General features: G+C 71.9%; 20 protein-coding genes. 7 read left to right on the plus strand and 13 right to left on the minus strand.

Annotation, left to right across the window (positions count from 1 at the left end; all coding sequences use genetic code 11):
- The first annotated feature begins 129 nt into the window (after nt 1–129).
- The 6 genes from OG568_RS21245 (at nt 130) to OG568_RS21270 (ending at nt 8,202) form a co-directional block, all read left to right on the plus strand.
- Nucleotides 130–744 (plus strand): hypothetical protein, encoded by a 615-nt coding sequence (locus tag OG568_RS21245; RefSeq protein ID WP_385065097.1) that lies wholly within the window; start codon nt 130–132, stop codon nt 742–744.
- 30 nt (nt 745–774) lie between these two features.
- On the plus strand, nt 775–2,973 hold the full coding sequence (gene pabB, locus OG568_RS21250) for an aminodeoxychorismate synthase component I (RefSeq protein WP_329532733.1): 2,199 nt from the start codon (nt 775–777) through the stop codon (nt 2,971–2,973).
- On the plus strand, nt 2,970–4,541 hold the full coding sequence (locus OG568_RS21255; RefSeq protein ID WP_443077714.1) for an AMP-binding protein: 1,572 nt from the start codon (nt 2,970–2,972) through the stop codon (nt 4,539–4,541). Before pabB ends, OG568_RS21255 begins: the two co-directional genes overlap by 4 nt.
- Before the next feature lie 68 nt (nt 4,542–4,609).
- Entirely contained in the window at nt 4,610–6,181 is a 1,572-nt protein-coding gene (locus OG568_RS21260; RefSeq protein ID WP_329532734.1) for a class I adenylate-forming enzyme family protein, read from the plus strand.
- The gene (locus OG568_RS21265) at nt 6,178–7,377 is read left to right on the plus strand and encodes an FAD-dependent monooxygenase (protein ID WP_329532735.1); all 1,200 of its coding nucleotides are present in this window, start codon (nt 6,178–6,180) and stop codon (nt 7,375–7,377) included. The genes OG568_RS21260 and OG568_RS21265 overlap by 4 nt, the downstream gene beginning before the upstream one ends.
- A gap of 18 nt (nt 7,378–7,395) precedes the next feature.
- Complete coding sequence (locus tag OG568_RS21270) at nt 7,396–8,202, plus strand: aminotransferase class IV (RefSeq protein WP_329532736.1); 807 nt, start codon at nt 7,396–7,398, stop codon at nt 8,200–8,202.
- A 94-nt stretch (nt 8,203–8,296) separates the two neighbouring features.
- Here the strand turns inward: OG568_RS21270 and OG568_RS21275 are convergent, their stop codons facing one another.
- Both OG568_RS21275 and pdxR read right to left on the minus strand, forming a co-directional pair.
- Nucleotides 8,297–8,788: a carboxymuconolactone decarboxylase family protein gene (locus OG568_RS21275; protein WP_329532737.1), complete on the minus strand. Its 492-nt coding sequence runs from the start codon at nt 8,786–8,788 to the stop codon at nt 8,297–8,299.
- Entirely contained in the window at nt 8,781–10,301 is a 1,521-nt protein-coding gene (gene pdxR / locus OG568_RS21280; protein ID WP_329532738.1) for a MocR-like pyridoxine biosynthesis transcription factor PdxR, read from the minus strand. Before pdxR ends, OG568_RS21275 begins: the two co-directional genes overlap by 8 nt.
- A gap of 47 nt (nt 10,302–10,348) precedes the next feature.
- Between pdxR and OG568_RS21285 the strand changes: the two genes are divergently transcribed.
- Nucleotides 10,349–10,870, plus strand: a complete 522-nt coding sequence (locus tag OG568_RS21285) for a carboxymuconolactone decarboxylase family protein (RefSeq protein ID WP_329532739.1) — start codon at nt 10,349–10,351, stop codon at nt 10,868–10,870.
- Nucleotides 10,871–10,910: 40 nt separating this feature from the next.
- Here the strand turns inward: OG568_RS21285 and OG568_RS21290 are convergent, their stop codons facing one another.
- From OG568_RS21290 to OG568_RS21340, 11 genes are all read right to left on the minus strand, one after another.
- The gene (locus tag OG568_RS21290; RefSeq protein WP_329532740.1) at nt 10,911–11,867 is read right to left on the minus strand and encodes an ABC transporter substrate-binding protein; all 957 of its coding nucleotides are present in this window, start codon (nt 11,865–11,867) and stop codon (nt 10,911–10,913) included.
- Nucleotide 11,868: 1 nt separating this feature from the next.
- A complete protein-coding gene (locus tag OG568_RS21295) occupies nt 11,869–13,830 on the minus strand; it encodes an ABC transporter permease (protein WP_329532741.1) in 1,962 nt (653 codons plus the stop codon).
- Nucleotides 13,830–14,939 (minus strand): quaternary amine ABC transporter ATP-binding protein, encoded by a 1,110-nt coding sequence (locus OG568_RS21300; protein WP_329532742.1) that lies wholly within the window; start codon nt 14,937–14,939, stop codon nt 13,830–13,832. Before OG568_RS21300 ends, OG568_RS21295 begins: the two co-directional genes overlap by 1 nt.
- Nucleotides 14,939–16,468 (minus strand): GMC family oxidoreductase, encoded by a 1,530-nt coding sequence (locus OG568_RS21305; RefSeq protein ID WP_329532743.1) that lies wholly within the window; start codon nt 16,466–16,468, stop codon nt 14,939–14,941. Before OG568_RS21305 ends, OG568_RS21300 begins: the two co-directional genes overlap by 1 nt.
- A 35-nt stretch (nt 16,469–16,503) precedes the next feature.
- A complete protein-coding gene (locus tag OG568_RS21310) occupies nt 16,504–18,036 on the minus strand; it encodes an aldehyde dehydrogenase family protein (protein WP_329532744.1) in 1,533 nt (510 codons plus the stop codon).
- 270 nt (nt 18,037–18,306) lie between these two features.
- On the minus strand, nt 18,307–19,239 hold the full coding sequence (locus OG568_RS21315) for a hypothetical protein (RefSeq protein ID WP_329532745.1): 933 nt from the start codon (nt 19,237–19,239) through the stop codon (nt 18,307–18,309).
- Nucleotides 19,240–19,279: 40 nt separating this feature from the next.
- A complete protein-coding gene (locus OG568_RS21320; RefSeq protein ID WP_329532746.1) occupies nt 19,280–19,642 on the minus strand; it encodes a hypothetical protein in 363 nt (120 codons plus the stop codon).
- Nucleotides 19,635–21,338 (minus strand): hypothetical protein, encoded by a 1,704-nt coding sequence (locus OG568_RS21325; protein ID WP_329532747.1) that lies wholly within the window; start codon nt 21,336–21,338, stop codon nt 19,635–19,637. The genes OG568_RS21320 and OG568_RS21325 overlap by 8 nt, the downstream gene beginning before the upstream one ends.
- A 253-nt stretch (nt 21,339–21,591) precedes the next feature.
- Nucleotides 21,592–22,581, minus strand: a complete 990-nt coding sequence (locus OG568_RS21330; RefSeq protein ID WP_266584999.1) for a malate dehydrogenase — start codon at nt 22,579–22,581, stop codon at nt 21,592–21,594.
- Nucleotides 22,582–23,361: 780 nt separating this feature from the next.
- Nucleotides 23,362–24,693 (minus strand): XRE family transcriptional regulator, encoded by a 1,332-nt coding sequence (locus tag OG568_RS21335; RefSeq protein WP_329532748.1) that lies wholly within the window; start codon nt 24,691–24,693, stop codon nt 23,362–23,364.
- A 397-nt stretch (nt 24,694–25,090) separates the two neighbouring features.
- Nucleotides 25,091–25,645 carry a helix-turn-helix domain-containing protein gene (locus OG568_RS21340; protein WP_329532749.1) on the minus strand — a complete coding sequence of 185 codons (555 nt, stop codon included), beginning with the start codon at nt 25,643–25,645 and terminating at the stop codon, nt 25,091–25,093.
- Between the last annotated feature and the right edge of the window lie 101 nt (nt 25,646–25,746).

Here is a 25,746-nt window from a genome sequence, read left to right on the forward strand (position 1 = left end):
CAAGCACTTTCTAGAATTACGGGAGAGTTACCAGGAGTATCGATCGACAGAAGATGTCAAGATAACTGAAAGGTAAACAAACGGTCACGATCCGGACACTCGAAAAACTTCGTTGAATATTTGAACGCGCTGTATGCGCTTTCCGTACTCGGTAGCGTGACCAGGAATCCCGTAACCGTCACCGTGGCGTATCACGTGATCCCGGGCCGCGAGACCGACTTCCACTCCTGGGGGTGGGCCGTACTGCGGGCGAGCTCGCGCGAACCTGGCTTCCTAGGGGGTGGTGTTCTTGCCGACGGAGAGGCGGAGTGGCATGTGGTCTACCGCTTCGACAGCGAGGGGTCGGCCCTGGCCTGGGAAGACTCGATCATCCGGGCGCAGTGGGCCACCCGCGCGGACCCGTTCGCCCGGGAGACGGGGCGCCGCAGCGTGCGGGGCTCCAAGAGCTGGTTCGACGCCCAGACCGGCGCACCGAAACCGCCGGCCGCGCCGCTCCCGCCCGCGAAATGGAAGCTTTGGTTCGTGAATATGAGCGCGGTCTTCCCGCCGGTTCTCTTATTCAATCTGCTCGTGATTCCGTATCTCGGAGGTCTCAATCCGCTGATCCGTACGCTGCTGCTGTGTCTCTGCGTGACGGCCCTCGTCACGTGGATTCTCATGCCGCGACTTCAGCGATTCTTCAAGAAATGGCTGTACCCACCGCTCCAGGCACTCCGCGGACGTCACAAAAGACGGACCGCGTAGGCCCGAGAACGATCAAAGGGAGGTGGGCGGGTGAAGACCCTGCTCATCGACAATTACGACTCGTACACGTACAACCTGTTCCAGCTGATCGCCGAGGTCAACGGCGAGGAGCCGGTGGTGGTCCTCAACGACGCCGCCCCCGACGGAACAGACGGAAGAATTCCGGATCTCTCGGAATTCGACAATGTGGTGGTGTCGCCAGGACCGGGGCACCCGGCCGAATCCCGTGACTTCGGGATCAGCGCCAGAGTGCTCGCGGAGTCCACGATCCCGGTGCTCGGCGTCTGCCTGGGCCACCAGGGCATCGCGCTCGGGGAGCGGGGCCGGGTGCTGCCCGCCCCGGAGCCCCGGCACGGGCATCTGTCGAGGATCCGGCACGACGAGCGGGACCTGTTCCAGGGGCTGCCGCAGCACTTCACCGCGGTCCGCTACCACTCACTGTCCGTGCACGAGCCGCTGCCCGGGACGCTGGAAGCCACGGCCTGGTCGGAGGACGGCGTCCTGATGGGGCTGCGGCACCGCACCCGGCCGCTGTGGGGCGTGCAGTTCCACCCGGAGTCCGTCCTCACCGAGTACGGCCACCGGATGCTCGTGAACTTCCGCAACCTCACGGCGCGCCGCGCCCGTAAGACCCGTACGAAGAACACCGCGGTCACCCCGTCCGCGGCGGCCTTCCCCGCCCCGGCCCCACCCTCCCGCCCCGCGCGGACCGTCCGCCCCGCCCACCGGCTGCACACGCGCCGCATCGCCACCGCCGTCGACGCGGAGGCCGCCTTCACCCGGATGTACGCCGCCTCCCCGCGGGCGTTCTGGCTGGACAGCGCGCGGGTCGAGGAGGGGCAGTCACGGTTCTCGTTCTTCGGTGACGACTCCGGGCCGCTGTCGGAGTTCGTCCGGTACGACGTCACGAGCGGCCGCTGCGAGATCGAGCGGGCCGGGCGGCCGCCGCGCAAGGTCCGGGCGAGCGTCTTCGACTACCTCAAGCGGCAGTTGGCGAACCGCCACGTGGACGCCACCGGACTGCCCTTCGACTTCACCGGCGGATACGTCGGCTACTTCGGGTACGAGACCAAGGCCGACTGCGGCTCCCCCAACCGCCACCGGGCCGAAACCCCGGACGCCTGCTGGCTGTTCGCCGACCGGCTGATCGCGGTGGACCACCAGGAGGGCTTCACCTACGCCGTCTGCGTGGCCGAGGACACCCCCCAGGCCACCCGGGAGGCCACCGACTGGCTCGACGGCGCGCTCGCCCAGCTCACCTTCGTCGGCGCCGACCCGCAGCCCTTACCGCCCGCGCCCGTGTCGGCCGAGCCGGACCTCGGCGCCGCCGAGCCGTGGCTCGTCCGCGACCGGGACACCTACCTCGCGGACATCGAGGCCTGCGCGCGGGAACTCCACGCGGGCACCAGCTACGAGATCTGTCTGACCAACGCCGCCCGGCTGCCCGCGCCGCCCGACGCGTACGACTTCTACCGGGTGCTGCGCCGCGTCAACCCGGCGCCGTACGCGGCCTTCCTGCGGTTCGGCGACCTCGACGTGGCGAGCGCCTCCCCCGAACGCTTCCTGCGGATCACCCGGGGCGGCGTCGCCGAGGCCCGGCCCATCAAGGGCACCGCTCCCCGGGGCTCCACCCCGCAGGAGGACGCGGCCCTCAGGGACGCGCTCGCCGCCGACGCCAAGACCCGCGCCGAGAACCTGATGATCGTCGATCTGCTCCGCAACGACCTGGGCCGGGTCTGCCGGACCGGGACGGTACGCGTCTCCCGGCTCATGGCCACCGAGACCTACGCCACCGTGCACCAGCTCGTCTCCACCGTCGAGGGCCGGCTGCGCCCGGACACGGAAGCGGTGGACTGCGTCCGCGCCTGCTTCCCCGGCGGCTCGATGACCGGCGCGCCCAAGCTGCGCACCATGGAGATCATCGAGACGCTGGAGACCGAGGCGCGCGGGGTGTACTCCGGGGCCCTCGGCTACCTGGGGTGCAGCGGCGGCGCCGACCTCAACATCGTCATCCGTACCGCCGTACTCGCGGACGGGCTGATGCATCTGGGCGCGGGCGGCGCGATCGTCCTCGACTCCGATCCGGCCGCGGAGTACGACGAGATGCTGCTGAAGACGGCGGCGCAGATGCGAGCCCTGCGGGAGCACCAGGAAGCCACCCCGACAGGGGTGAGCGCCCGTCGGGCGGACACCCCCCGCCGCGCCGCCGTAGAGGAGCCCGCCCGGTGACGATCCCCACCTCCACGCCGACTCCGCAGTCGCCGACCGGCACCCACGCGGACGCCGAAACCCCCGGCAACCTCGCCACCCATCTCGCCGCGCTCGCCGAGCGGCGCGGCTGGGGTGAGCGGGTCGCCTTCCACCAGGGCCACCGGGCCTGGACGCACGGCGAGGTGCACGAGCTCGCGGGCCGTGCGGCCAGTGTGCTCGCCGCGCACGGCGTGGGGGCGGGCGACCGGGTGCTGCTCGCGCTGCCCGACTCGATCGCCTGGGTGGCGGCCTTCCTCGCCACCGCCCGGCTGGGAGCCGTCGCGGTCCTGGTCAACCCCGAACTGCCTCCGGCCGACCACGCGTTCATGGCCGAGGACGCCAAGGCCGTGCTCTGCGTGACCGGGCCGGGCCTGGAGGACCGCTTCACCGACCGCGTGCGTCTCGGCGCCGATCAGCTGATGGCGCTCACCGCCGCGGCCGAGCCGGCCGCCGCCCAGCCGGTCGACGCGCACACCCCGCTCTACGTCCAGTACACCTCCGGCACCACGGGCCGGCCCAAGGGCGTCGTGCACTGTCACGGCGACCCGAAGACGTACCACGACCTCATCGGCCGTCGGCTGCTGCAGATCACTCCCGACGACGTCACCCTGTCGGTGTCGAAGTTGTACTTCGCGTACGGCTTCGGCAACGCCTTCGTCTTCCCGCTCTTCTCCGGCTCGTCCGCCGTCCTGGTGGACCGGCGTCCGAACCCGGCCGCGGTGGACGAGTTGGTCGCCCGGCACCGGGTCACCCTGCTCTACTCCGTGCCCTCCGCGTACGCCGCCCTCGTCGCCGACCGGGGCAGCGGCCACGTGGCCTGCTTCGCCTCCGTACGTGCCGCGGTGTCGGCCGGGGAGGGCCTGCCCGAGGGGCTGGGGAAGCAGGTCACCGATCTGCTGGGCGCGCCGGTCCTGGAGCAGATCGGCTCCACCGAGGCCGGTCACGCGTTCTGCGCCAACAGCCTCGAGCACAACCACCCGGGCACGGTGGGCCGTCCGGTCCCCGGCTTCGAGGTGGAACTGCGCGACGGCGCCGGCGTGCCGGTGGAGGACGGCGCGGAGGGCGAACTCTGGGTGCGCGGGCCGACGCTGACGCCCGGCTATCTGAACCGGCCCGAGGAGACGGAACGCACCCTGGTCGGCGGCTGGCTGGCCACCCACGACCGGGCGCGCCGCGAGGAGGACGGCAGCTACCGGCACCTGGGACGCACCGACGATCTGGAGATGGTCGGCGGGATCACCATCTCCCCGCTGGAGGTGGAGGCCGTACTGCGGGCCCATCCGGCGGTGAAGGAGGTCGCGGTCGCGGCCATGACCGACTGGCGCGGCTTCAGCCGGCTGCGGGCGTTCGTCGTCCCCGTCTCGCCCCTGCCGCCCGGCCTCTCGGGGTTGTCCGGTCCGTCCGGTCTGGAGACCGAACTCGTGGGCCTGGCGCGCGAGCACCTCGCCGCGTTCAAGGTCCCCAGAGTCATCAGCTTCGTCCCGTCACTGCCCCGCACCGCGACCGGAAAGCTCCGCCGCCACCTCGTCCGTCAGGGCGCCTGGTGACCACGGCCACAACCGCAGCTACGGCCATGTCCACAGCTACAACCACAGCCACAGAAGGGAACGGGCACATGCGACAGCAGCAGCCCCTGCTCGCCGACCGCGGTTTCTACCTGGGCCCGATGTTCCGGCACGCGGCGGACCGCCACGGAGCCGTCTTCGTGACCCTGGACCGGCCGCTGGACGTGAACCCGGGTCTTGGGGTCGACCTCAGCTACTCGGTACTGGCCGAGGTGGTCGAGGAGCTCTCCGGACGGCTGTGGGAGGCCGGAGTCCGGCCCTCGGAGGAGGTGGTCGTCCACAAGACGGACAACGTCGACATCGTCCTGCTGACCTGCGCCGTCTCCCGCATCGGGGCCGTGCCCGTCCTTCTGTCCCCCGCGCTGGCCGGTCCGGTGGTGGGCCGGCTTCTCGAACGGCTCCACCGACCGTGGCTGATCACCGACAGAGCCAAGCTGGAAGGCCCGCTGGAGGACGTCGACGTCTCCACCCTCGTACGCCGCACGCTCACCGTGGACGACGCGCCGGGGGCCGAACCCCTGGAGAAGTACGCCGGGGCGGACACCCCCTCTCCCGTCCGGCTGCATCCGCGCGAGCCCGCCCTGATCACCCACAGTTCGGGCACCACCGGTCTGCCCAAGCTCGCCGTGCACTGCGCGAACACCATGTGGAACCGGCTCGTCCCGCAGAAGGCGATGGGCTGGCCCACCCGTGGCGAGACCGCCGCGCTGCACATGTCGTTCGTGCACTCGCGCTTCTACCATCTGCTCGGCGTCCTGCTGCACTTCGGCAGCCCGCTCGTGCTCATCACCGACCCGGACCCGGCCACGGTGGGACCGCTGCTGACCCGGCACCGCCCCGGCATCGTCGAGACCCACCCCAACACTTTCGTGCTGTGGGAGGAGCTGGCCGACGCGCCCGGAGCGCCGCTGTCGCGGGTCCGCTCGTACGGCTCCACGTTCGACGCGATCCATCCGCGCACCGTACGGCGGCTGCTGGGCGCCTCGAAGCGGCGCGCGCCCTGGCTGATCCAGCTGTACGGGCAGAGCGAGACGGGCCCGGTGGCGTTCCAGTGGTTCACCCGGCGCAGTGCCGCCCGCGCGGACGGACGCCGGGTCGGTACCGGGATCCCCGGCTTCACCCGGATCCGGGTCACGGACGACTCCGGCGGGCGGGCCAGGCCCGGCACGCCCGGCCGTATCGAGGCCCGCACCCGGGGCCGGATCCTCACCTACCTCGGTGCCCGGGAGCAGTACCAGCGCCAGCTCGACGGCGACGGCTGGTGGCAGATGGGCGACATGGGGTACCAGAGCCGGCTGGGCGGGCTGTATCTGATCGACCGTGAGATCGATCGGATCGACTCGGTGCACAGCAATCTGGAGGTCGAGGACGCGCTGATGGACCGGCTGGAGGAGCTGCGCGAGGTGGTCATCGTGCCCGGCGCCGACCGCGAACCGGTGCCGGTGGTGTGCGTGCGCGGCGAACAGCCGCTGGACCCGGCGCGCTGGCGGGAGGCCACGGCCGATCTGCCGCCCCTGGCCGAGCCCCGGCAGTGGCGCTTCGAGGAGCTGCCGATGACCGCGACCTGGAAGGTGAAGCGGGTGGAGATCACCCGCATGCTGGCCCAGGGCGCGCGTACGTGAGCGGCGCCCCCGGCCGTCCGGTCCTCGTGGTGGGTGCCGGGCCCGTGGGCATGTCGGCGGCGCTCGGGCTGCGGGCGCACGGGCTGCCGGTCGTGCTCCTGGAGGCGGACCCCGAGGAGCGTGAACGCCCGGGCAGCCGCGCCCTGTTCGTGCACCGGGAGACCCTGCGGCTGCTCGACGGGATGCGCCCGGGGCTGGCCGCCGAGATCACGGCGTACGGGCGCACCTGGCACACCAGACGGACCCTGTACCGGGGCCGCGAGGTGTACGCCCGCACCTTCCCGCCGCCGTCCACGCCCGGCCTTCCGCCCTTCACCAGCCTGCGCCAGGTGGACACCGAGCGCTTCCTGCGCGCCGCGTGCGAGGAAGCCGGGGTGGACTTCGTGTGGGGGGCGCGGGTGGCGGGGGTGCGCGTCTCGTCGTCGGAGGTCGTGCTCACCGGTGCGGACGGCCGGGTCTGGACCGGTACCCACGCCGTCGCCGCGGACGGGGCGCGCTCGGTGGTCCGGGGCGAGCTGGGCATCCCGATGGAGGGGACGCGCGCGGACGGCTTCCACGTCGTCGTGGACGTCGCCGATGTGCCGGGCGCCGAGCTGCCGTTGGAGCGGGTCTTCCACTACGAGCATCCGGGGGTGGGCGGCCGCAGTGTGATGCGGGTGCCGTTCACCGGGGGCTTCCAGGTCGACCTGCAGTGCCGGGACGACGACGCGCAGGACGCGTACGGGACCGAGGAGGCCGTACGGGAATGGCTGCCCGCGGTGGTGGGCGACGGGTACGCCGAGCGGATCCTGTGGGTGTCGACGTACCGCTTCCTGCGCAAGGTCGCCGCCTCGTTCAGCGACCCGCACCGGCGGGTGCTGCTCGTCGGCGAGGCCGCCCACCTGTTCCCGCCGTTCGGCGCGCGCGGGATGAACAGCGGGATCGCGGACGCCGCGGCGGCCGCGCGGGCGATCGCCGACGGGACGGTGGACGCCGTCGCCGATTTCGCCGAGGTCCGGCGGGCGGCGGCCCTGTTCAACAGCGCGGCCGCCGGCAACGCGCTGGACCATCTGCGGCCGCACCGCCGGATCGTCCGGGTCAAGCAGCGGGCGGCCGCGGCGCTCGCGCCCGTGCTGCCGTGGTGCGGTTCCTGGCTGGAGCACGCGCCGTACGGGCCGCGCAACGGTTCGCCCGCTGTCGCGGGCCGCAAGTACTGAGAGCGAGAGGGGAAGGCAGTGACACAACCGGCTGTCGTGGAGGAGCTGTTGGCGTGGGCGCCCGGCCGTGGGCTGGCCTCCGGTCCGGCCCCGGGCGCGTGGCCGGGCGGGCGGCTGCTCGTCGCGGACTCGTGGCTGCTGCGCGACGGCCGGATGCGCGGCCTCGACCGGCACCGGGAGCGCTTCCTGCGGGCCTGCGGCGACTGCGGCGGGCCACCGCTGGAGCGGCTCGTCGCGTTCTGGCGGGACATGACCGCCGCGCTGCCGCGCACCGGCGAGTGGTTCCCCCGGGTCGAACTCGCCTCCGGCTCCATGGAGTTGCGGCTGCTGCTGCGGCACGCGCCGCCGCTCGGCGCGGGCGTTCGGGTCTGGGCGGCGGGGCAGAGCGATCCACGGAGCGTCCCCCGCCGCAAGGGGCCCGACCTGGACACCCTCGCCCGGGTGCGGCGGCGGGCGGCCGGGGAGGGCGCGGAGGAGGCGGTGCTGATCGCGTCCTCCGGTGTGGTGCTGGAGGCGGCCACGGCCAGCCTGCTGTGGTGGGAGGACGACACCCTGTGCCTGCCCTCGCCGCGGCTGCCCGTCCTCGCCGGGGTGACGGCCGGCCTCATCCAGGAGCGGGCCCACCGGTCCGGGATCCGTGTCGCCCACCGCGAGCGGACCGTGGCCGAGCTCGACGGCCGTGAGGTGTGGCTGGTCAACGCGCTGCACGGGATCCGGCCGGTGACGGCCTGGACGGCGCGGCCGATGAGTCCGGCGCCGGCGGTGCGCGCCCCGGAATGGCGGAATTGGCTGGACGACATCATGGAGCCGCTGCCGGTCGACTGAATTCAGGAGTCGACCGGATTCCGGACGGGATCACCGGAACAAAAAGCGCCGGGCCGAATTGAATTCGACCCGGCGCTGCTTCTCGTGCCCGAATTCAGCTTTTCTTCTGGACGGGCTGATAGGCGCCCGGAACCATACGGGTCGCGATCGCGATCCGGTTGTACGCGTTGATGACGGTGGCCGCCCAGATCAGCGCCGCGAGCTGCGCCTCGTCGAAGACCTCCGCCGCCGCGGCATAGACCTCGTCCGGCACGTGTCCGTCGTGGACCAGCGTCACGGCCTCGGTCAACGCCAGTGCGGCACGCTCCCGTCCGGTGAAGAACGGGGTCTCCCGCCAGGCGCTCAGCGCGTAGATCCGCTGCTCGGTCTCGCCCCCGGCGCGGGCGTCCTTGGTGTGCATGTCGAGGCAGAACGCGCAGCCGTTGAGCTGCGAGGCGCGAATCCTGATCAGCTCCAGGAGTTCCGGTTCGACCTTGGCGTCCTGGGCCGCGGAAACGGCGGCACCGTGCAGGGCGCCCATGGCACCGGAAACCTCGGGGGTAATCTTCTTCAGGGCCGCACGGGACAGGGCTTCAGTATTACTCATGAGGCAACTCTATTCCATGAGAAAGACCGCCGCCTCCCTCATTGTGGAAAGTACCGTTGAAAGGCAGTGCCGCGCACAATGCGTCCAGCGCCCCCGACCACCCGTGGTCCGGCGGCGTGCCGTACCCCACCACCAGCGCGTCGGACCGCTCGGCGGTCGACTCCGGGTGGCGGTAGCGGTCGAGGCCGTGCACCGCGAGCCCATGCCAGGCCGCCGCCCGCAGCGTCGCCTGCTCGGTTCCGGGCGGCAGGCGCAGCACCACGTGCAGGCCCGCCGCGATGCCGGTGGCGCTGACCCCGGGGGCCCGTTCGGTGAGCCGTGCCACCAGGGCGTCCCTGCGGCGCCGGTAGCGCAGCCGGGACGCGCGGACATGGCGGTCGTAGGCGCCCGACGTGATGAACTCCGCCAGGGTGAGCTGGTCCAGCACCCCGCACGCCCAGTCCACCCCGCCCTTCGCCGCGACGACCTCCGGGGCGAGCGACGGCGGCAGCACCAGCCAGCCCAGCCGCAGGCCCGGCGCCAGGGACTTGCTGGCCGTACCCACATGGACCACGTGCTCGGGGTCGAGCCCCTGGAGGGCGCCGACCGGCTGGCGGTCGTAGCGGAACTCCCCGTCGTAGTCGTCCTCCAGGATCAGACCGTCGCCGCGCCGCGCCCAGTCCACCACCTGCGCCCGCCGGTCGGGGTGCAGCGACGCGCCCATCGGGAACTGGTGCGCGGGCGTCATCAGCACCGCCCGTACGCCTCCCAGTGCGCCTCCACCCTGCGCACCGGCGGCCAACTCCTCCGTACGCGTACCCAGTTCGTCGAATCCGAGCGGCACCGTCCGCAGCCCGGCCGCCTCCAGCAGCCGCCAGTGGACGTCGAGCCCGTACGACTCCACGGCCAGCGAGGTCAGTCCCCGCCCGCGCAGTACCTGGCCGAGCAGCATCAGGCCGTGCACGAAGCCCGAGCAGATGACGATGTGCTCCGGGTCCGTGCGGACGCCCCGGGCGCGGGCCAGATAGCCGGCGAGCGCGGTGCGCAGTTCCACCCGGCCGCGCGGGTCGCCGTAGTCGAGGGCCTCGGACGGGGCGACGGTCAGCGCGCGACGGGAGGCCTTCAGCCAGGCCGCGCGGGGAAAGGAGGACAGGTCGGGGGTGCCGGGGACCAGGTCGTACGCCGGGCGGGCGCGGGCCGGGCGGCCGGGGGCCGAGGTGGCGGCGGGCGCCGGCACCGGGCTCCCCCACTGCCCGAAAGGCGTGGGAGGTACCCCCGGTGCGACGCTCGTGCCCGAGCCCTGGCGGGCGGTGAGCCAGCCCTCCGCCACCAGGTCCGCGTACGCCTCCGCGACCGTATTGCGGGCGATGCCCAGGTCGGCGGCGAGCGAGCGGGACGAGGGCAGCCGGGTGCCGGAGGCGAGACGGCCGCTGCGGACCGCCTCGCGGAGGGCTTCCGTCAGACCTCTGCGGACGCCGGGTCCGGTCGGCTCGACGTGGAGATCGACTCCGAAAGTGGCCCAGGATTTCGCCATGTAAATGGACCATACTCCTGGGCTGCTTCGCTCATAGAGTCGAGAGCATGACGACGAACGACACCACCACCGCCACGACCCCCACCAGCGCCGCGTACGCCCCCGAGCACAGCCCCCGCCTGAACTGGGCCAAGCACGCTCCCGACGTCTACAAGGCCATGGTCCGGCTGGACATGGCCGCCCAGCAGGGACTCGACCCGAAACTGCGCGAGCTGGTAAAGATCCGTACCTCGCAGCTCAACCACTGCGCGTTCTGCCTCGACATGCACACCAAGGACGCGCTGGCGGCCGGGGAGAGCCTGGAGCGGATCATCCAGCTCAGCGCGTGGGAGGAGTCGAAGCACTTCTACACGGCCAAGGAGCTGGCGGCGATCGAGCTGACCGAGGCCATCACCGTCCTCACCGACGGCTTCGTACCGGACGAGGTGTACGCGAAGGCGGCGCAGCACTTCGAGGACGCCGAGCTGGCCCAGCTGATCGCCGCGATCACGGTGATCAACGCCTGGAACCGGTTCGGCGTGAGCACCCGTATGGTCCCGGGCCACTACCAGGCGGGCCAGCACCACTGACGGAGCACGCCGACACCACGAACGCCCGCTGAGGCCGGGGTCACGGCAGCCACGCGTGCCATGTCGACGCGTGGCTGTCGACCCACTTCTTCGCCGCCTCCTGCGCCGACAGCTTGTCGTTCGCGATCATCAGGGAGACCTCGTTCTGGTCCTCGGTGGTCCACTGGAACTTCTTCAGGAAGGCGGCCGCCTTGCCGCCGCTCCTCGCGAAGTCGGCGTTCAGGTACTTCTGGAGCGGTGTGTGCGGGTAGGCGCAGGCGACCTTGGCCGCGTCGGCGTCGCAGCCCTCCTTGTACGCGGGCAGCTTCACCTCCGTCATGGGGACCTTCTTGAAGAGCCACTGGGGCGAGTACCAGTAGGTGAGGAAGGGCTTCTTCTCCTTGGCGAACTGCTTCATCTGGGTGATCTGCGCGGCCTCCGAACCGGCGAACACCACCTGGTAGTTCAGCTTCAGGTTGGCCACCAGGGCCTTGTCGTTGGTGACGTAGGAGGGCGAGCCGTCCATGAGCTGGCCCTTGCCGCCGCTCTCCGCGGTGCGCATGAGGCCGGCGTACTTGTCGAGGTTCTTCCAGTCGGTCACGTCGGGGTGCTGCTTGGCGAAGTACGTCGGGACGTACCAGCCGATGTGCCCGGTGACACCCAGGTCCCCGCCGGGGGCGATGGTCTTCTTGTCCTCGACGTACCGCTTCTCCTGATCGGGGTGGCCCCAGTCCTCCAGGATGGCGTCGACCCGGCCCTGGCTGAGCGCGTCCCACGCGGGGACCTCGTCGACCTGGACGGTGTCGACGCGATAGCCGAGCTCGTGCTCCAGCAGGTACTGCGCGACGGCCACATTGGCCTGCGCGCCCACCCAGGACTGGACGGAGAGGGTCAGGCTCTTCGCGCCCCGCGCGTTCGCGAAGGGCGAGGCCTGCTTGGTCATGTCGACGGCGCCGCAGCCGGTCAGCGTCAGCAGCGCGGCCGCACCGGCCATCACCGAAGTCGTACGAAGGCGCATGTCACGCTCCCTTCTTCGTGGTCCGTGCGGTCGGCTGGGTCACCCGGTCGAGCATCAGGCCGAGACAGACGATCGCCGCGCCGGCCACGAGACCGGTCGCCAGGTCGCCCTGCGCGAGGCCGAACACGACGTCGTACCCGAGCGCGCCACCGCCGACCAGACCGCCGATGATGACGACGGCGAGGACGAGCACGACGCCCTGGTTCACGGCGAGGAGCAGCGACCGGCGGGCCAGCGGCAGCTGGACCTGGCGCAGTTGCTGGGCGCCGGTGGCGCCGAGCGAGCGGGCCGCCTCCAGCGCGGCCGGGTCGACGGCGCGCAGGCCCTGGGTGGTGATGCGGACGACGGCGGGCAGCGCGTAGACGACCGCGGCGGCCACGGCGGGCGCGCGGCCCACGCCGAACAGCGCCACCACCGGGATCAGGTAGACGAACTGCGGCATCGTCTGGAAGACGTCAAGCACCGGCCGCAGCAGCCGCTCGACGCGCTCGCTGCGCGCCGCCGCGATGCCGGTCGCGAAGCCGAGCACGAGGGTCACGGCGACCGCGGCGAGGACCTGCGACAGCGTGTCCAGGGACGGCTTCCACACGCCGAGCACCCCGATCGCGGCCATCGCGAGGACCGCGGTGAGGGCGGTGCGCCAGGTGCCGATCAGCCAGGCGAGGGCGGCGACGATCAGCAGGACCGACCACCAGGGCAGCCACTGGAGGCCGTCCCGGACGGGGTCCAGGACCCAGGTGGTGAAGTGGCCCGCCCAGTCGGCGGTGCCGTCGATGTAGGGGACGCCGGAGTAGAGGTGGTTGGTCATCCAGTCGACGACGCGGTTCACGGGCTCGGCGATGTGGAGGGTCCAGGAGACGGGCCAGTCGAGACGGCCGGTGAGGCGTCCGGCCAGCGCCACGACGAGGGCCGCGGCGGCGGCGTACACCCAGCGGCGCGGTGCCGTCGCCCCGGAGTCCGAGCCCAGGCGCTCCCCTGCCGCGCCCGTGACCCGGTCCAGGACGACCGCGAGCAGCACGATCGGGATACCGGCGGCGAGGGCGGCGCCCACGTCGACGGAGGCCAGGGCCTGGTAGACGCGGTCACCGAGGCCGCCCGCGCCGATCACGGAGGCGATGACCGCCATGGACAGGGTCATCATGATCGTCTGGTTGAGGCCGAGGAGGAGTTCCTTGCGGGCCAGCGGGAGGCGGGCGGTCAGCAGGCGCTGGCGGGCGGTGGCGCCGAGCGAGGTGACGGCCTCCATCACCCCGGCGTCGGCGTCGCGCAGGCCGAGCGCGGTGAGACGGGCCATGGGCGGGGCGGCGTACACGACGGTGGCGAGGACGGCGGCGGGCACGCCGATGCCGAAGACGAGGACGACGGGCAGGAGGTACGCGAACGCCGGCAGCACCTGCATGGTGTCGAGGACGGGACGCAGCGCGCGGTAGGTGCGGTCGGACAGCCCGGCGGCGAGGCCGAGCAGCGTGCCCAGCAGGACGGACGCGAGGACGGCGACCACCATGAGCGCGAGGGTCTGCATGGTCGGCACCCACATGCCGAGCAGTCCGCAGGCGAGGAACGCGGCGGCCGTGCCGAGCGCGAGCCGTACGCCCGCCGTGCGCCAGGCGACGAGTGCCGCGAGGGCCGTCACCCCGGCCCAGCCCGCCGCGAGCAGCACCACGTAGACGGCGCGCACGGAGAGGACGACGGCGTTGCTGACGTACCCGAAGAAGTACAGGAACAGGGGGTGGCTGTCCCGGTTGTCGATGATCCACTCGCTGGCTCGGCCGAGGGGTGCGGAGAGGTCGACGGTGAGGGCGCCCGGCCAGGTGCCGCTCGCCCAGTGGGAGTCGAGGACCGGGACGATCACGGCCGCCGCGACGGCGAGCAGCAGCAGCTTGCCGACGGTCCGGTGTCTGCCGAGGTTCTTGAGCAGCGCGGCGACGCCGGAGTGACCGACGGTCGCGGTGACGGTGGCCATCAGGCGGCCTCCCCACGGGGGCCGTCCGGCGCCCCGGCGGCTGTCGTGTCCGCTCCGGCGGGTGTGTGCGCTCCGGCGGGTGTGTCCGCGCCGGCCACCACGCCGAGCAGCGCCGCGGAGTCCACGACGCCGACGCAGCGTCCCTGGTCCATCACGCGGGCGGGGTCGCCCGAGCGGGCCACCGCCTCGATGGCCTCGGAGACGGTCGCGTCGGGTGCGAGCGCCGGGCCCCGGCCGGCCTCCCCGGCGGACGCGGCCCGCATGGCCGTACGGACGGTCATGACCTGTTCGCGCGGTACGTCCCGGACGAACTCGCGGACGTAGTCGTCGGCGGGCGAGCCGACGATCTCCTCCGGGGTGCCCAGTTGGACGACGCCGCCGTCGCGCATGAGCGCGATGCGGTCGCCAAGACGCAGCGCCTCGGTGAGGTCGTGCGTGATGAAGACCATCGTGCGGCCCTCGTCGCGGTGCAGCCGGATGACCTCTTCCTGCATGTCGCGCCGGATCAGCGGGTCGAGCGCGCTGAACGGCTCGTCGAACAGCAGGACTTCGGGGTCGACGGCGAGCGCGCGGGCGAGTCCGACGCGCTGCTGCTGGCCACCGGACAGCTGGCCGGGCCTGCGCTGTTCCATGCCCTCCAGGCCGACCTTGGCGACGACCTCGGCGGCCTTCTCGCGGCGCTCCGCCTTGCCGACGCCCTGGATCTCCAGGCCGTACGCCACGTTGTCGAGCACCGAGCGGTGCGGGAGCAGGCCGAAGTGCTGGAAGACCATCGCTGCGCGGTGGCGGCGCAGTTCCCGCAGCCGGTTCTTGTCCATGGCGCGTACGTCCTCGCCGTCGATGACGATCGCGCCCGCGGTCGGCTCGATCAGCCGGGTGAGGCAGCGGACCAGCGTGGACTTGCCGGAGCCGGACAGCCCCATGACGACGAAGACCTCGCCCTTGCGGACGTCGAAGCTCACGTCCCGGACGGCGGCCGTGCAGCCGGTGCGGGAGCGGAGTTCGGCGGGGGTGAGGGCGGCGAGTTCGGGGTCGGCGGGGACGCGCTCGGCCTTCGGTCCGAACACCTTCCACAGGCCGTCGACGGAGAAGACGGAATCAGTACCCATCACGCACCGCCCCCGATCAGCTCGGCGCATTTCTCCCCGACCATGAGCACCCCGATCATCGGGTTCACGGCGGGCATCGTCGGGAAGACGGACGCGTCGGCGATCCGCAGACCGTCGAGGCCGCGCACCCTCAACTCGGGGTCGACGACCGCCAGTTGATCGTCCGTGGCGCCCATACGGCAGGTGCCCGCCGGGTGGTACACGGTGTGCGCGACCTGACGGGCGTACGCGCTCAGCTCCTCGTCGTCGGTGACCTCGGGGCCGGGGCACACCTCGCGCTTGAGCCAGCCGGCGAGCGGTTCGGTGCGGGCGATGCGGCGGGCGATGCGGATGCCGTCGACGAGGGTGCGGCCGTCGTAGTCGTCCTCGTCCGTGAAGTAGCGGAAGTCGAGGGCGGGCTTGACGGAGGGATCGGAGCTGGTCAGGTAGAGGCGGCCGCGGCTGCGCGGCTTGGGGATGTTGGGGGTCATGGAGACGCCGTGCGCCGGACGCTCGTAGCCCAGCCGCTCCGGGTTGTCCGTGAACGGGATCTGATAGAAGTGGAACATCAGGTCGGGGCCCGCGTGTTCGGGGTCCCGGCGCACGAACAGGCCCGCGTCGGAGTCCATCGCCGAGTTCTCCGGGATCGGCCCGTTGGTCTCCCAGACGATGACCGACTCGGGGTGGTCGAGCAGGTTCTCGCCGACGCCGGGCAGGTCGAGGGCGACGGGTATGCCGAGCTCCGCCAGGTCACGGGCGGGCCCGATCCCGGAGTGCAGCAGCAGCCGCGGCGAGTCGACCGCGCCCGCGCACAGCAGGACCTCGCGCCGGGCCCGTACGAGGCTCTCCGTGCCGTCCTTGGCGCGGACGTGCACGCCCGTGGCGCGCGCCCCCTCCAGCTCCAGCCGGTACGCCCAGGTCTCCAGCAGCAGCGTGAGGTTGGGCCGTTCGTCCATCACCGGGTGCAGATACGCGACCGACGCGCTGGAGCGTTTGTTGTTCTCGGGATGGTAGGCGAGGTCGAAGAAGCCGGTGCCCTCGTCGAAGGGCTTCTTGTTGAAGCCCTCGACGCGGGGCACCCCCAGCGCGCCCTGCGCGGCTTCGACGAAGTCGCGGGCGATGGCGTTGCGGTCCTTCTCGTCCACCGGGACGATGTTGTTGAGGAGCCGCGCGAAGTACGCCTCCATCGGCACCGCGCCCCAGCCCTTGGCGCCCGCCGCCTCCCACTCGTCCCAGTCGGACGGCAGCGGCTTGAACGCGATCAGCGTGTTGTGCGACGAACAGCCGCCGAGGACGCGGGCCCGGCTGTGCCGGATGTGCGAGTTGCCGCGCGGCTGCACGGTGGTCGGGTAGTCGTAGTCCAGCTCGCCGCCGAGCAGGCCCATCCAGCGGCGCAGGGTGAGGACGTCCTCGCGGCCGACGTCACTGGGGCCGCCCTCGATGACGGCGACCGTGACGTCGGCGTTCTCGGTGAGACGGGAGGCGATGACGGACCCTGCGGTGCCGCCGCCGATGACGACGTAGTCGTACTCATGGGGGGTCTGGGACATGGGGGTACTACTCCAGGGGGTCGAAGGAGGGTGGGTCAGCCCGCGAACCAGCGGACCGGCTTCGGCGCCAGGTTCTGGTAGACGTGCTTGGTCTCGCGGTACTCGGCGAGGCCCGCCGGGCCCAGTTCGCGCCCCACGCCGCTCTTCCCGAAGCCGCCCCACTCCGCCTGCGGGAGATAGGGATGGAAGTCGTTGATCCAGACGGTGCCGTGCCGCAGTCGGCCGGCGACGCGGCGGGCGCGGCCCGCGTCGGTGGTCCAGACGGCGCCCGCGAGCCCGTACTCGGTGTCGTTGGCGAGCGCGACGGCCTCGTCCTCCGTGCGGAAGGTCTCCACGGTCAGGACGGGCCCGAAGACCTCCTCGCGGACCACCTTCATCTCCCGGTGGCACTGGTCGAGCACGGTCGGCTCGTAGAAGTACCCGGTGGCGGGCCGTTCGGCGGACGGCTCGGGGCGCCGGCCGCCCGCGCGCAGCACCGCGCCCTCCGCGAGCGCGGAGGCGACGTACGCCTCGGTCTTCTCGCGCTGCCCCGCCGACACGAGGGGGCCGCACTCGACGCCGTCCTCGGTGCCGCGGCCGAGCCTGATCCCGCTCGCCCTGCGGGCGAGTTCGGCGACGAAGCGCTCGCGCACGGACTCCTCGACGATGAGCCGCGATCCGGCCGAGCAGACCTGGCCGCTGTGGATGAAGGCGGCGTTGAGGGCCTGGTCGACGGCGGTGTCGAAGTCCTCGTCCGTGGCGCAGGCGTCGGCGAAGACGACGTTGGGGTTCTTGCCGCCGAGTTCCAGGGCGACCTTCTTGACGCTCTCCGCGGCGGCCCGCGCCACCTTGGTACCGCTGACCAGGCCGCCGGTGAAGGAGACGAGGTCGACGTCGGGGTGCTCGGCGAGGCGGGCGCCGACCGTGTGCCCCGGGCCGGTCACCAGGTTGGCCACCCCGGTGGGAAGCCCGGCCTCGGCGAGCAGCCGTATCAGCGCGACCGTCGTCAGCGGGGTGATCTCGCTCGGCTTGACCACGAAGGTGTTCCCGGCGGCGAGGGCCGGCGCGATCTTCCAACTGGCCTGCAGGAGTGGATAGTTCCAGGGGGTGATCAGCGCGCAGACACCGACGGGCTCGTGCACGACGACGCTGTGGATGTCGTCGGACCCGGCGTCGACGACCCGCCCGCCGCCTTCCCCGACGACGAGGTCGGCGAAGTACCGGAAGGCGTCCGCGACACAGTCGATGTCGACCCGTCCCTCTTCGAGGGTCTTGCCCGCGTCGCGGCTCTCCAGGAGTCCCAGCTCCTCGCGGTCGCGGACGAGGAGGTCGGCGACGCGGCGCAGCAGCGCGGCACGCTCGGCGACGGGGGTACGGGGCCACTCCCCCGTGTCGAAAGCGAGGCGGGCGGCGGCGACGGCCGCGTCCGCGTCGCGCCCGTCACCCTCCGCGACCACGGCGAACGGCTTGGCATCCGCGGGATCGAGAATCTCACGGGTGGCACGGGAGACGGCCTCCCGCCACTCTCCGCCCGCGTGAATGGTCTGTTGTTCCTGCTGCTGAGCCTGGTGCGCCTGGTGTCCGGCCATGGTCGGTGTTGCCTTCCGTTCCTGTTCCGTGCCCCTGAGTGCCCGCGCGTCACACGCGTGTCACTCTCGGGGACCGGGAGCGCCTGCCCCTCACCCCGGAATGCATGCACGACCAGTGACCCAAAGTGCGCGGCGTCACTGAGAAAACGGAAGAAATACACCGAAAACGGCAAAGCGTACGCCGAGAGTGATCGGCACCCCGGAGGTGACGGAACTCGCCGACCCCTCGCGGAGCACGACACGGAAGGCCCTGCGGGTCAACACACCTGGCTAGGTGCCGCTCGAGCAGTTCGTGTCGGTGGGGCAGAAGGAGTTCAGGGCCGTGGCGAGCGGGCCGGTCATGTCCACGCCCTCGGGACCGCTCGCGTTGATCGCGTAGAGCGTGCCGTCGGCGGCCCGGAAACGGTGGTCGACCACGTGCGTGGCGCCCTTCTGCGGGCTGTCGTAGCGGTAGGTGACCTGCGTCCAGTCGAAGCCGCTCTGCCGCTCGATGAGCCGGTACCCCGGGAGCTTCTGCGAGATCTCCTCGGCCTGGGACGACGACTCGGCCAGGGAGCTCTCCTTGACCTCGAACAGCATGAGCCGGCTGCTGCCGCCGGGGGCCGTGTACGTGACGACCGGCGCCAGCTTGCCCTGTACCTCCTCGCGCACCCAGCCGTCCGGCACGTCCACCGTGTAGCCGACCGGATCCACCGACCTGCTGTAGCCGGGCGACGGATCCGGGGTGGTGGGCCCCGTCGCCGGGTCGCTGGACTCGCCCGGCCCGGCGTAGGTGTCCGGGCTCCCGGAGGTGTACCCCGTGTCCGGGGAAGGAACGCTCTGGGTGGCCGTGACCGTCACCGCCGGGCCCGTCGGGTCGGCGCCGGTACGCCCGGACGAGTCGTCCTTGGTCAGCGCCCACACCGCGCCTCCGACACCACCCGCGAGGACGGCGACGGCCACGATCACCAGCAGCAGCCGGCGCGAGTCCGTGGGGCCCGGGGTCCGGCCGCCGCCGGGAGTCCCGCCGGGCCCGGACCACGACGGTGGCGGCAGCGGCGTCTCGGGCGGGCGCGGCGGCCCCGCCTGAGTCGTCGCCGAGGCCCACCACTGCTGCTCCGCGTCCGGCGGCACCCCGCCACCGCCGGCCCCGCTCCCGCCCTGTCCGCCGGCACCGTCGTCGTCGACCCACCGCTGGCGGTCCGCGTCCCACCGTTGCGCCACCTCGTCACCCCGTTCCCACTCGACCGATCCCGCGCCGCCGCTATCCGGCCAGCTGCGCGATCACCTGCACCACGGCCGCCGTCGACGCCAGCCCCGCCACGGCCGCGGCGGCGGTCTCCAGCCGCATCCGCAGCCGGCCGAGCCGCGCCGGGTCCGCCTGGCCCGTTCTCTCGATCTCCCCCTGCACCACGGCCAGTTCACCGTCGAGACCGGTCGTGTCGTCGGTCTCCATGAGCAGCCGCAGATGATCGCGCAACGTGCGGACGGCCTCCAGGAGCGCCGCGGTCGTCTCGTCGGCGGCGGCCGCGGGCGGCGCCTCGTGATAGTTCGCGGTGCCGTGGTCGCCGAAGTTCACCGCACTGCGCGTGATCCGGTCGACCCGCCCGCCCGAGCCCTCAGTCATCTCTGCTCCCCTCGTTGTACGACGCGCCCCCGCTGCCCATGGAGACGGCGCTCTTGCTGATCCGGCCCACCGCGGTGCCGCCGCTCATCTGACCGATGAACTGGCCGCCCGCGGCCACGTTGAAGATGTTCTGCTCGAAGCTGCCCGTCTCGCAGCCGCTGCGCCGCAGCGCCTCGCGCACCCCGCTCGCGATGCGGTCCTCGACGGTCTTGATGTAACGGCTGACGTCCATCTCCTGGAACAGCGACAGCCGGTCGGTGCTGCCCATCTCCCGCACGGACACCAACGGGGCGTCCGGCGGGGCCTGTTCGGGCCTGGCCAGCCAGGTGCGCAGGCACTGGACGAGGGTGCGCACCATGGAGAACCCCGCCAGCACGCCTGTCGCCGGGGCGGACAGCACCGTGCGCAGCACCTCGCGCGCCGTCGCGCCCTCCTCGGAGGCCGCGATGAAGTCCACGCGCCGGTACTCCTCGAAGATCGGCCCCAGCACGTGCGGTACGACCTCCAGGACCAGCATCCCGCCCTGCGTGTGGACGCGGACCAGCACCGAGACCACCACCTGCTCGTCCCAGGCACCGACCCTGATGCGCAGGAAGTGACGGCGCGCCTCGCCGCCCTCGTCGACCGCCCCGTCCAGGTGCAGCCGGGCCGACGCCGGCTCGTACACACCCTGGTGCCGCCCCACGCCGTACGGCAGGTAGACGAACTCCTCCACCTCCAGATCCTTGAGCCGGTCCCGGCTGGTGCGCGCGGCGGACTCCCGCAGCGCCTCCAGCTTCGGTACGACCAGGTCGAGGATCTGCCGGTTGGTCAACTGCACCGGAGTGCGGTGCCCGTTCGCCGAACCGTCGCCGGTCTGCTCGGGCAGCTTGCCGTTCAGGCCGTCGAACGGCTTCTTGGCGGGGGTGATCTCCATCGCGAACGACCAGGGCTCGTACGGCTTTCCCGCGCCGACGAACGGCCGGTGGGCGTCGTAGAGTGCCACGGACGCGTGCTGCTCCCAGGTGACGGCCCGCGCGACCCGGAGCTGACGCTCGCTGCCCATGGGCAGTGCCACGGCCGTACGGGCGAAGGCGTCCCGGGAGAGTTCGACGCTCATGACCGCGGCCACCTGGGCGCGATGGGCGCCGATCACGAAGGTGAGCAGAAGCGGGAAGATCACCAGAAAGGGGTCGTGCAGCAACTGGCTGAAGGCGTACGCCCAGTAGCCGATCTCCGCGGCCCGCGCCATGAAGGTGAGCCCCCAGGCGGTCGCCCTGCGCGGCAGACGCAGCCGGGCGGACTCGTCCCGGCTCGCGGCGTACATGCTCGTGCCCCACCCGGACGCGGCCCGCGCGGACCACAGCAGAAAGCAGACGGCGGCGTAGAAGAACACCGCTACGGCGCCGAACAGGCCCTCGAAGCCCTGAACCCCGGAGTCCGAGACGCTGGTGGCCGCCCTAACCATCTCCACCAGGAAGAACACGATCCAGATGGCCAGCAGCCCGAGCCCGGTCAGGGCCTCCCTGCGACGCGCCCGCAGCGCGTGCGCGAGCACGGCGACCACGTCGACACCGAGGGACGGTGCCGCGGGCCGCTCCTCGTGCCCTATGAGTTCGTCGATGACCCGCGCCCGGAACACGGTGTCCAGATGCACTCCGGCACACAACAGCCGTGTCGCCTCGCTGTGCGCGTACCGTCTCTCCGATTCCGTCACTGGGACCACCCCCGTGTGTCTCCCACGGTCGCGCCCCAACTCTCTTGAGCAGCCCTGCGCTCCCCTGGCGGACCGTACGTCACGACGATAGCGAGAGTTACTCCCCGTGCGCCCCCGCATACAGCGAGAAAGCACCTACGTTCGATGCGTACTTTCTGTACGCATGCGTCGGCCCCGCCCGGGACACATCCCGGACGGGGCCGATGAGTTGCGAGTGACTCAGGTGAGTCGGATACGCCAGATCCGATCCGGATCAGATGAGACCGAGACCGCGGACCGCGTCGCGCTCCTCCTCGAGCTCCTTGACGGAGGCGTCGATACGGGCGCGGGAGAACTCGTTGATGTCCAGGCCCTGGACGATCTCGTACTGCCCGTCCTTGGTGGTGACGGGGAAGGAGGAGATGATCCCCTCGGGCACGCCGTAGGAACCGTCCGACGGGATACCCATGGAGGTCCAGTCACCGTCGGCGGTGCCGTTGACCCAGGTGTACACGTGGTCGATGGCGGCGTTCGCGGCGGAGGCGGCGGAGGACGCGCCACGGGCCTCGATGATCGCGGCACCGCGCTTGGCGACGGTCGGGATGAAGTCCTCGGCGAGCCACTTCTCGTCATTCACGACCTCGGCGGCGTTCTTGCCGGCGACCGTGGCGTGGAAGATGTCCGGGTACTGGGTGGCGGAGTGGTTGCCCCAGATGGTGAGGCGCTTGATGTCCGCGACGGTGCTGCCCGTCTTCTTCGCGAGCTGAGTCAGCGCGCGGTTGTGGTCCAGACGGGTCATCGCGGTGAAACGCTCCGCCGGTACGTCCGGAGCGGCGGCCTGGGCGATGAGGGCGTTGGTGTTGGCCGGGTTCCCGACGACGAGGACCTTGATGTCGTCCGCGGCGTGGTCGTTGATGGCCTTGCCCTGCGGCTTGAAGATGCCACCGTTGGCGGAGAGCAGGTCACCGCGCTCCATGCCCTTGGTACGGGGGCGGGCGCCGACGAGCAGCGCGACGTTCGTGCCGTCGAAGGCGACGTTCGGGTCGTCCGTGATGTCGATCCCCGCGAGCAGCGGGAAGGCGCAGTCGTCGAGCTCCATCGCGGTGCCCTCGGCGGCCTTCAGCGCCGGCGTGATCTCCAGGAGGCGCAGCTTGACCGGCACGTCCGCGCCGAGCAACTGGCCGGAGGCGATGCGGAAGAGCAGGGCGTAACCGATCTGGCCGGCCGCGCCGGTGACGGTGACGTTCACGGGAGTGCGGGTCATGGCGTTCTCCGTATGACAGCAGGCGGTGGGGCGTCCCTGCCCCGGGGTGCAGGATCGTCTTCTGCGTCCACCGCAATGATCGATCAAAGGAACCGATGATCGATCTCTCGGCGTCAAGAGAGATCCGCCGTCAGGCTATCGCGCATCCGGGATCGCGGATGGCCGGGTCCCGTGTGGCCCAGCCCACAGACCTCCGACGGGGCGGCCGTCGGGTCCGGGAGAGAACGACCCGACGGCCGCCGTCGGGGTGACCGGCCGGGGCCGGATCCCGTGGGGGTACGGTGCGCCTGCCCCGACGACGCCGGAACATTCCTGGGATTCGGTTTTGGTGGGTGGGTCCGTGGGTGGGTTCTTCGACTGCGGGCGGGGCCCACCCCCCGGCCGACCCGCACCACCAGCCCGTCCGCCGTTCAAGGACGAGACCGAAGGCCGATGCCCCACCCACCCCCGGCCCGCACCATCCAGCCCGTCCGCCGTTCGAGGACGAGACCGAAGGCCGATGACCCACCCACCCCCGGCCCGCACCAGCCCGTCCGCCGTTCGAGGACGAGACCGAAGGCCGATGACCCACCCACCCCGACCAGCCCGCACCATCAGCCCGTCCGGCGTTTGAGGACGAGGCCGTTCAGGCCGATGCGGGGGTCCAGGGGGCGCAGCGCCCCTGGCGGGGTCGAAGGGGCGGAGCCCCTGGGGATGGGACGGGTAGGGGCGGCGGGGGCGAGGAACCATGCCGCGTGTGCCCACCCCCCCAGCCCCCCGCCACGCCCCCTCCCCGCTACTTCACGTCGTGCAGCCCTTCTGGCCCGACTTCAACGTGACGCACGCCTTCGCCTCGGCGGCATCCTTGACGGCGACCATCGGGGTGTACGCATCGGTGGCGTTGTCGACGGTGCCCGTCTGCTTGGCCGCGGTCCCGGCCGTCACCTGCACCGAGTCACCGATCACGGCCTGGGTGATACGGGCCCAGGCCGCGGCGCAGGTCTTGCTGTAGCGCACCTCGACGAGGGTGGTACCGACGGTGATGCTGGTGCTGGTCGTCGCCAGTTGTCCGCCGCACCCCATGTTCTCCGGGTCCTTGCCCGTGCAGTCGGCGCCACTGCACTTCACTCCGGCCGGCAGATCGGGATTGACCGCGGCGGACGTCGAGGGCGTCTTGGGCGCGCTCTGCGTCTTCTTGTCGTCGCCACCCCCGGTGAGGTAGACGGCCACGGCTATCACCACGAGCGCACCCACCACCCCCGCGAGGAACATCGTCACCCGCCGCTTGCGCCGCGCCGCCCCGTCCCCCGAACCCCCCGCGGGCGCGCCCGGCCCGCCGGGACCGACACCGGCGGGCCCGACACCGGCGGGCCCAGCCGCGCCGACAGGTCCGCCGGCCCCCACGGAACCGCCCGGACCCACCGCCCCCGCCGGAGTCGCCGGAGTCGCCGGAGTCGCCGGAGTCGCCGGAGTCGCCGGAGTCGCCGGACCGTACCGCCCCGCGTCACCGGACGGCGTGGCGACGACCCCCCAGCCCCCGCCACGCGAGCCCCCACCGGACGAGGACCCGCCCGAACCGGACCCGCCGTACCCGGCACCCCCGCGCGCCCCACCCCCGAGCGACGACGAAGAGCCGTACGACGAGTCCTCCACCTCCGTGGCGGACGGCTGCGGCGGAACCGTCGGCGACACCCCCGCGGGTCCGGCGATCCCCGGCGTGATCCCGGGCGTCGCGGTCGCGCTGCCGCCCTTGCGGGCCTGCTTGCCGCTGCTCCCCTTCGCCGGGGTCGCCCCGAACTCCCCGAGCGCGGCGCGCGCCTGGGAGATCCGGATCGCTTCCATGGTCATGTCGTGGCGCATCTCCGAGCGGCTCCACGCACGCTCGGCAAGCTCCCACATGGTCGTCAGATGGATGGGATTGGTCCCGGTCACCTCGGCCAGGGCGACGATCGCGCCCTTGGGCGCGAGGAGCCGACCGTTGAGGTACCGCTCCCAGGACGTCTTGCTGTAGCCCGTACGGTCGGCCACCGCGGCGATGCTCAGCCCGCTCCGGTCGACCAGCCGGCGCAGCTGGCTGGCGAACTCCCTGACCTGCGGATCGAGTTCATCCGGCAAGTCCCTCCAACGAGGCATTACTGCTCCCCCCTGCTTCTTTCCCCCCGTACGTGCCTGACTGTTCCCCCGTGTGTTCGGCGCCCTCCGCCGAGTTCCCGCCAGTCCCGTTGGTCCCCGTTCTGGCTACCCACAGGGATGCGATCGGTCAGGATCTCAGTTCCCGGGATGGGGGCGCACGGGAGCATTCGGGCCGGGGCAAGCACCGTTGCACGCCCCGCGGGCCGCGGTCCATTGTCCCATCGACGTCGTACCCGCCGACCGGACCCTCGTCCTCCGCGACAGGACGTCCGGTACCGTCCCGATTGGCCACGCTAACCGGGTTGTTGGGGCGGATCAGGCTAAATCCTCGAACTTGTCAAGACATCGACACAACGGGAACACAGGTGCGACCTCACCCGTCACGAGAACACTCAGCTCACCCGCGGGTGACGGCGCCCACGACGGCGGCGAGGAGGAGGACGACGGCCAGCAGGGCCGCGTAGAGGAGAAGGCGGGGCGTACGGGGCGCGGCGGGCTCCCGGGACGCCCGGGACGACTCCTCGTCGAGCAGGTCCCACCACGGGAGCGTGGGGTCCTCCTCGTAGCCGTCACGGCCGTGCGCGGCGGGGAGGGAGACTTCGGCGCCGGGAGCGGATTCGCCGCCGGGGCCGGGGACGGGGCCGCCCGCCGGTACCCGTACGGGCGGCGCGGGCTCGCGCGGCCAGGCCCGCACCGCCAGTTCCCAGCGCACGCCGAAGCGTTCGGTCTCCTCGCCCGCGAGACCCGCGACCCGGCACAGGGCGACGACCGCCTGCCGGGGCGGCGGCTGGCTCGCGTTGAGGTAGCGCTGCCAGGAGGACTTGCTGTACGCGGTGCGTGTGCCCAGCGCGACCAGGCTCATCCCGGTGCGGTCCTTGAGCAGCCGCAACTGCTCGACGAAGTGCCGTACCTCCGCCGGAAGCTCCTCCGGCAGCGGCTGCCAGGCACCCATCGCTCACCCACCTCCCGCGGGGCTTCCCAGTCGCTCCCGTGTCGTCCCTCGTGAGCGATTGACGAAGCCGGGCGGTGGACGGTTCCCGTCACGCGGAGCGC

The organism is Streptomyces sp. NBC_01450, from assembly GCF_036227505.1.
Lineage (GTDB): Bacteria > Actinomycetota > Actinomycetes > Streptomycetales > Streptomycetaceae > Streptomyces.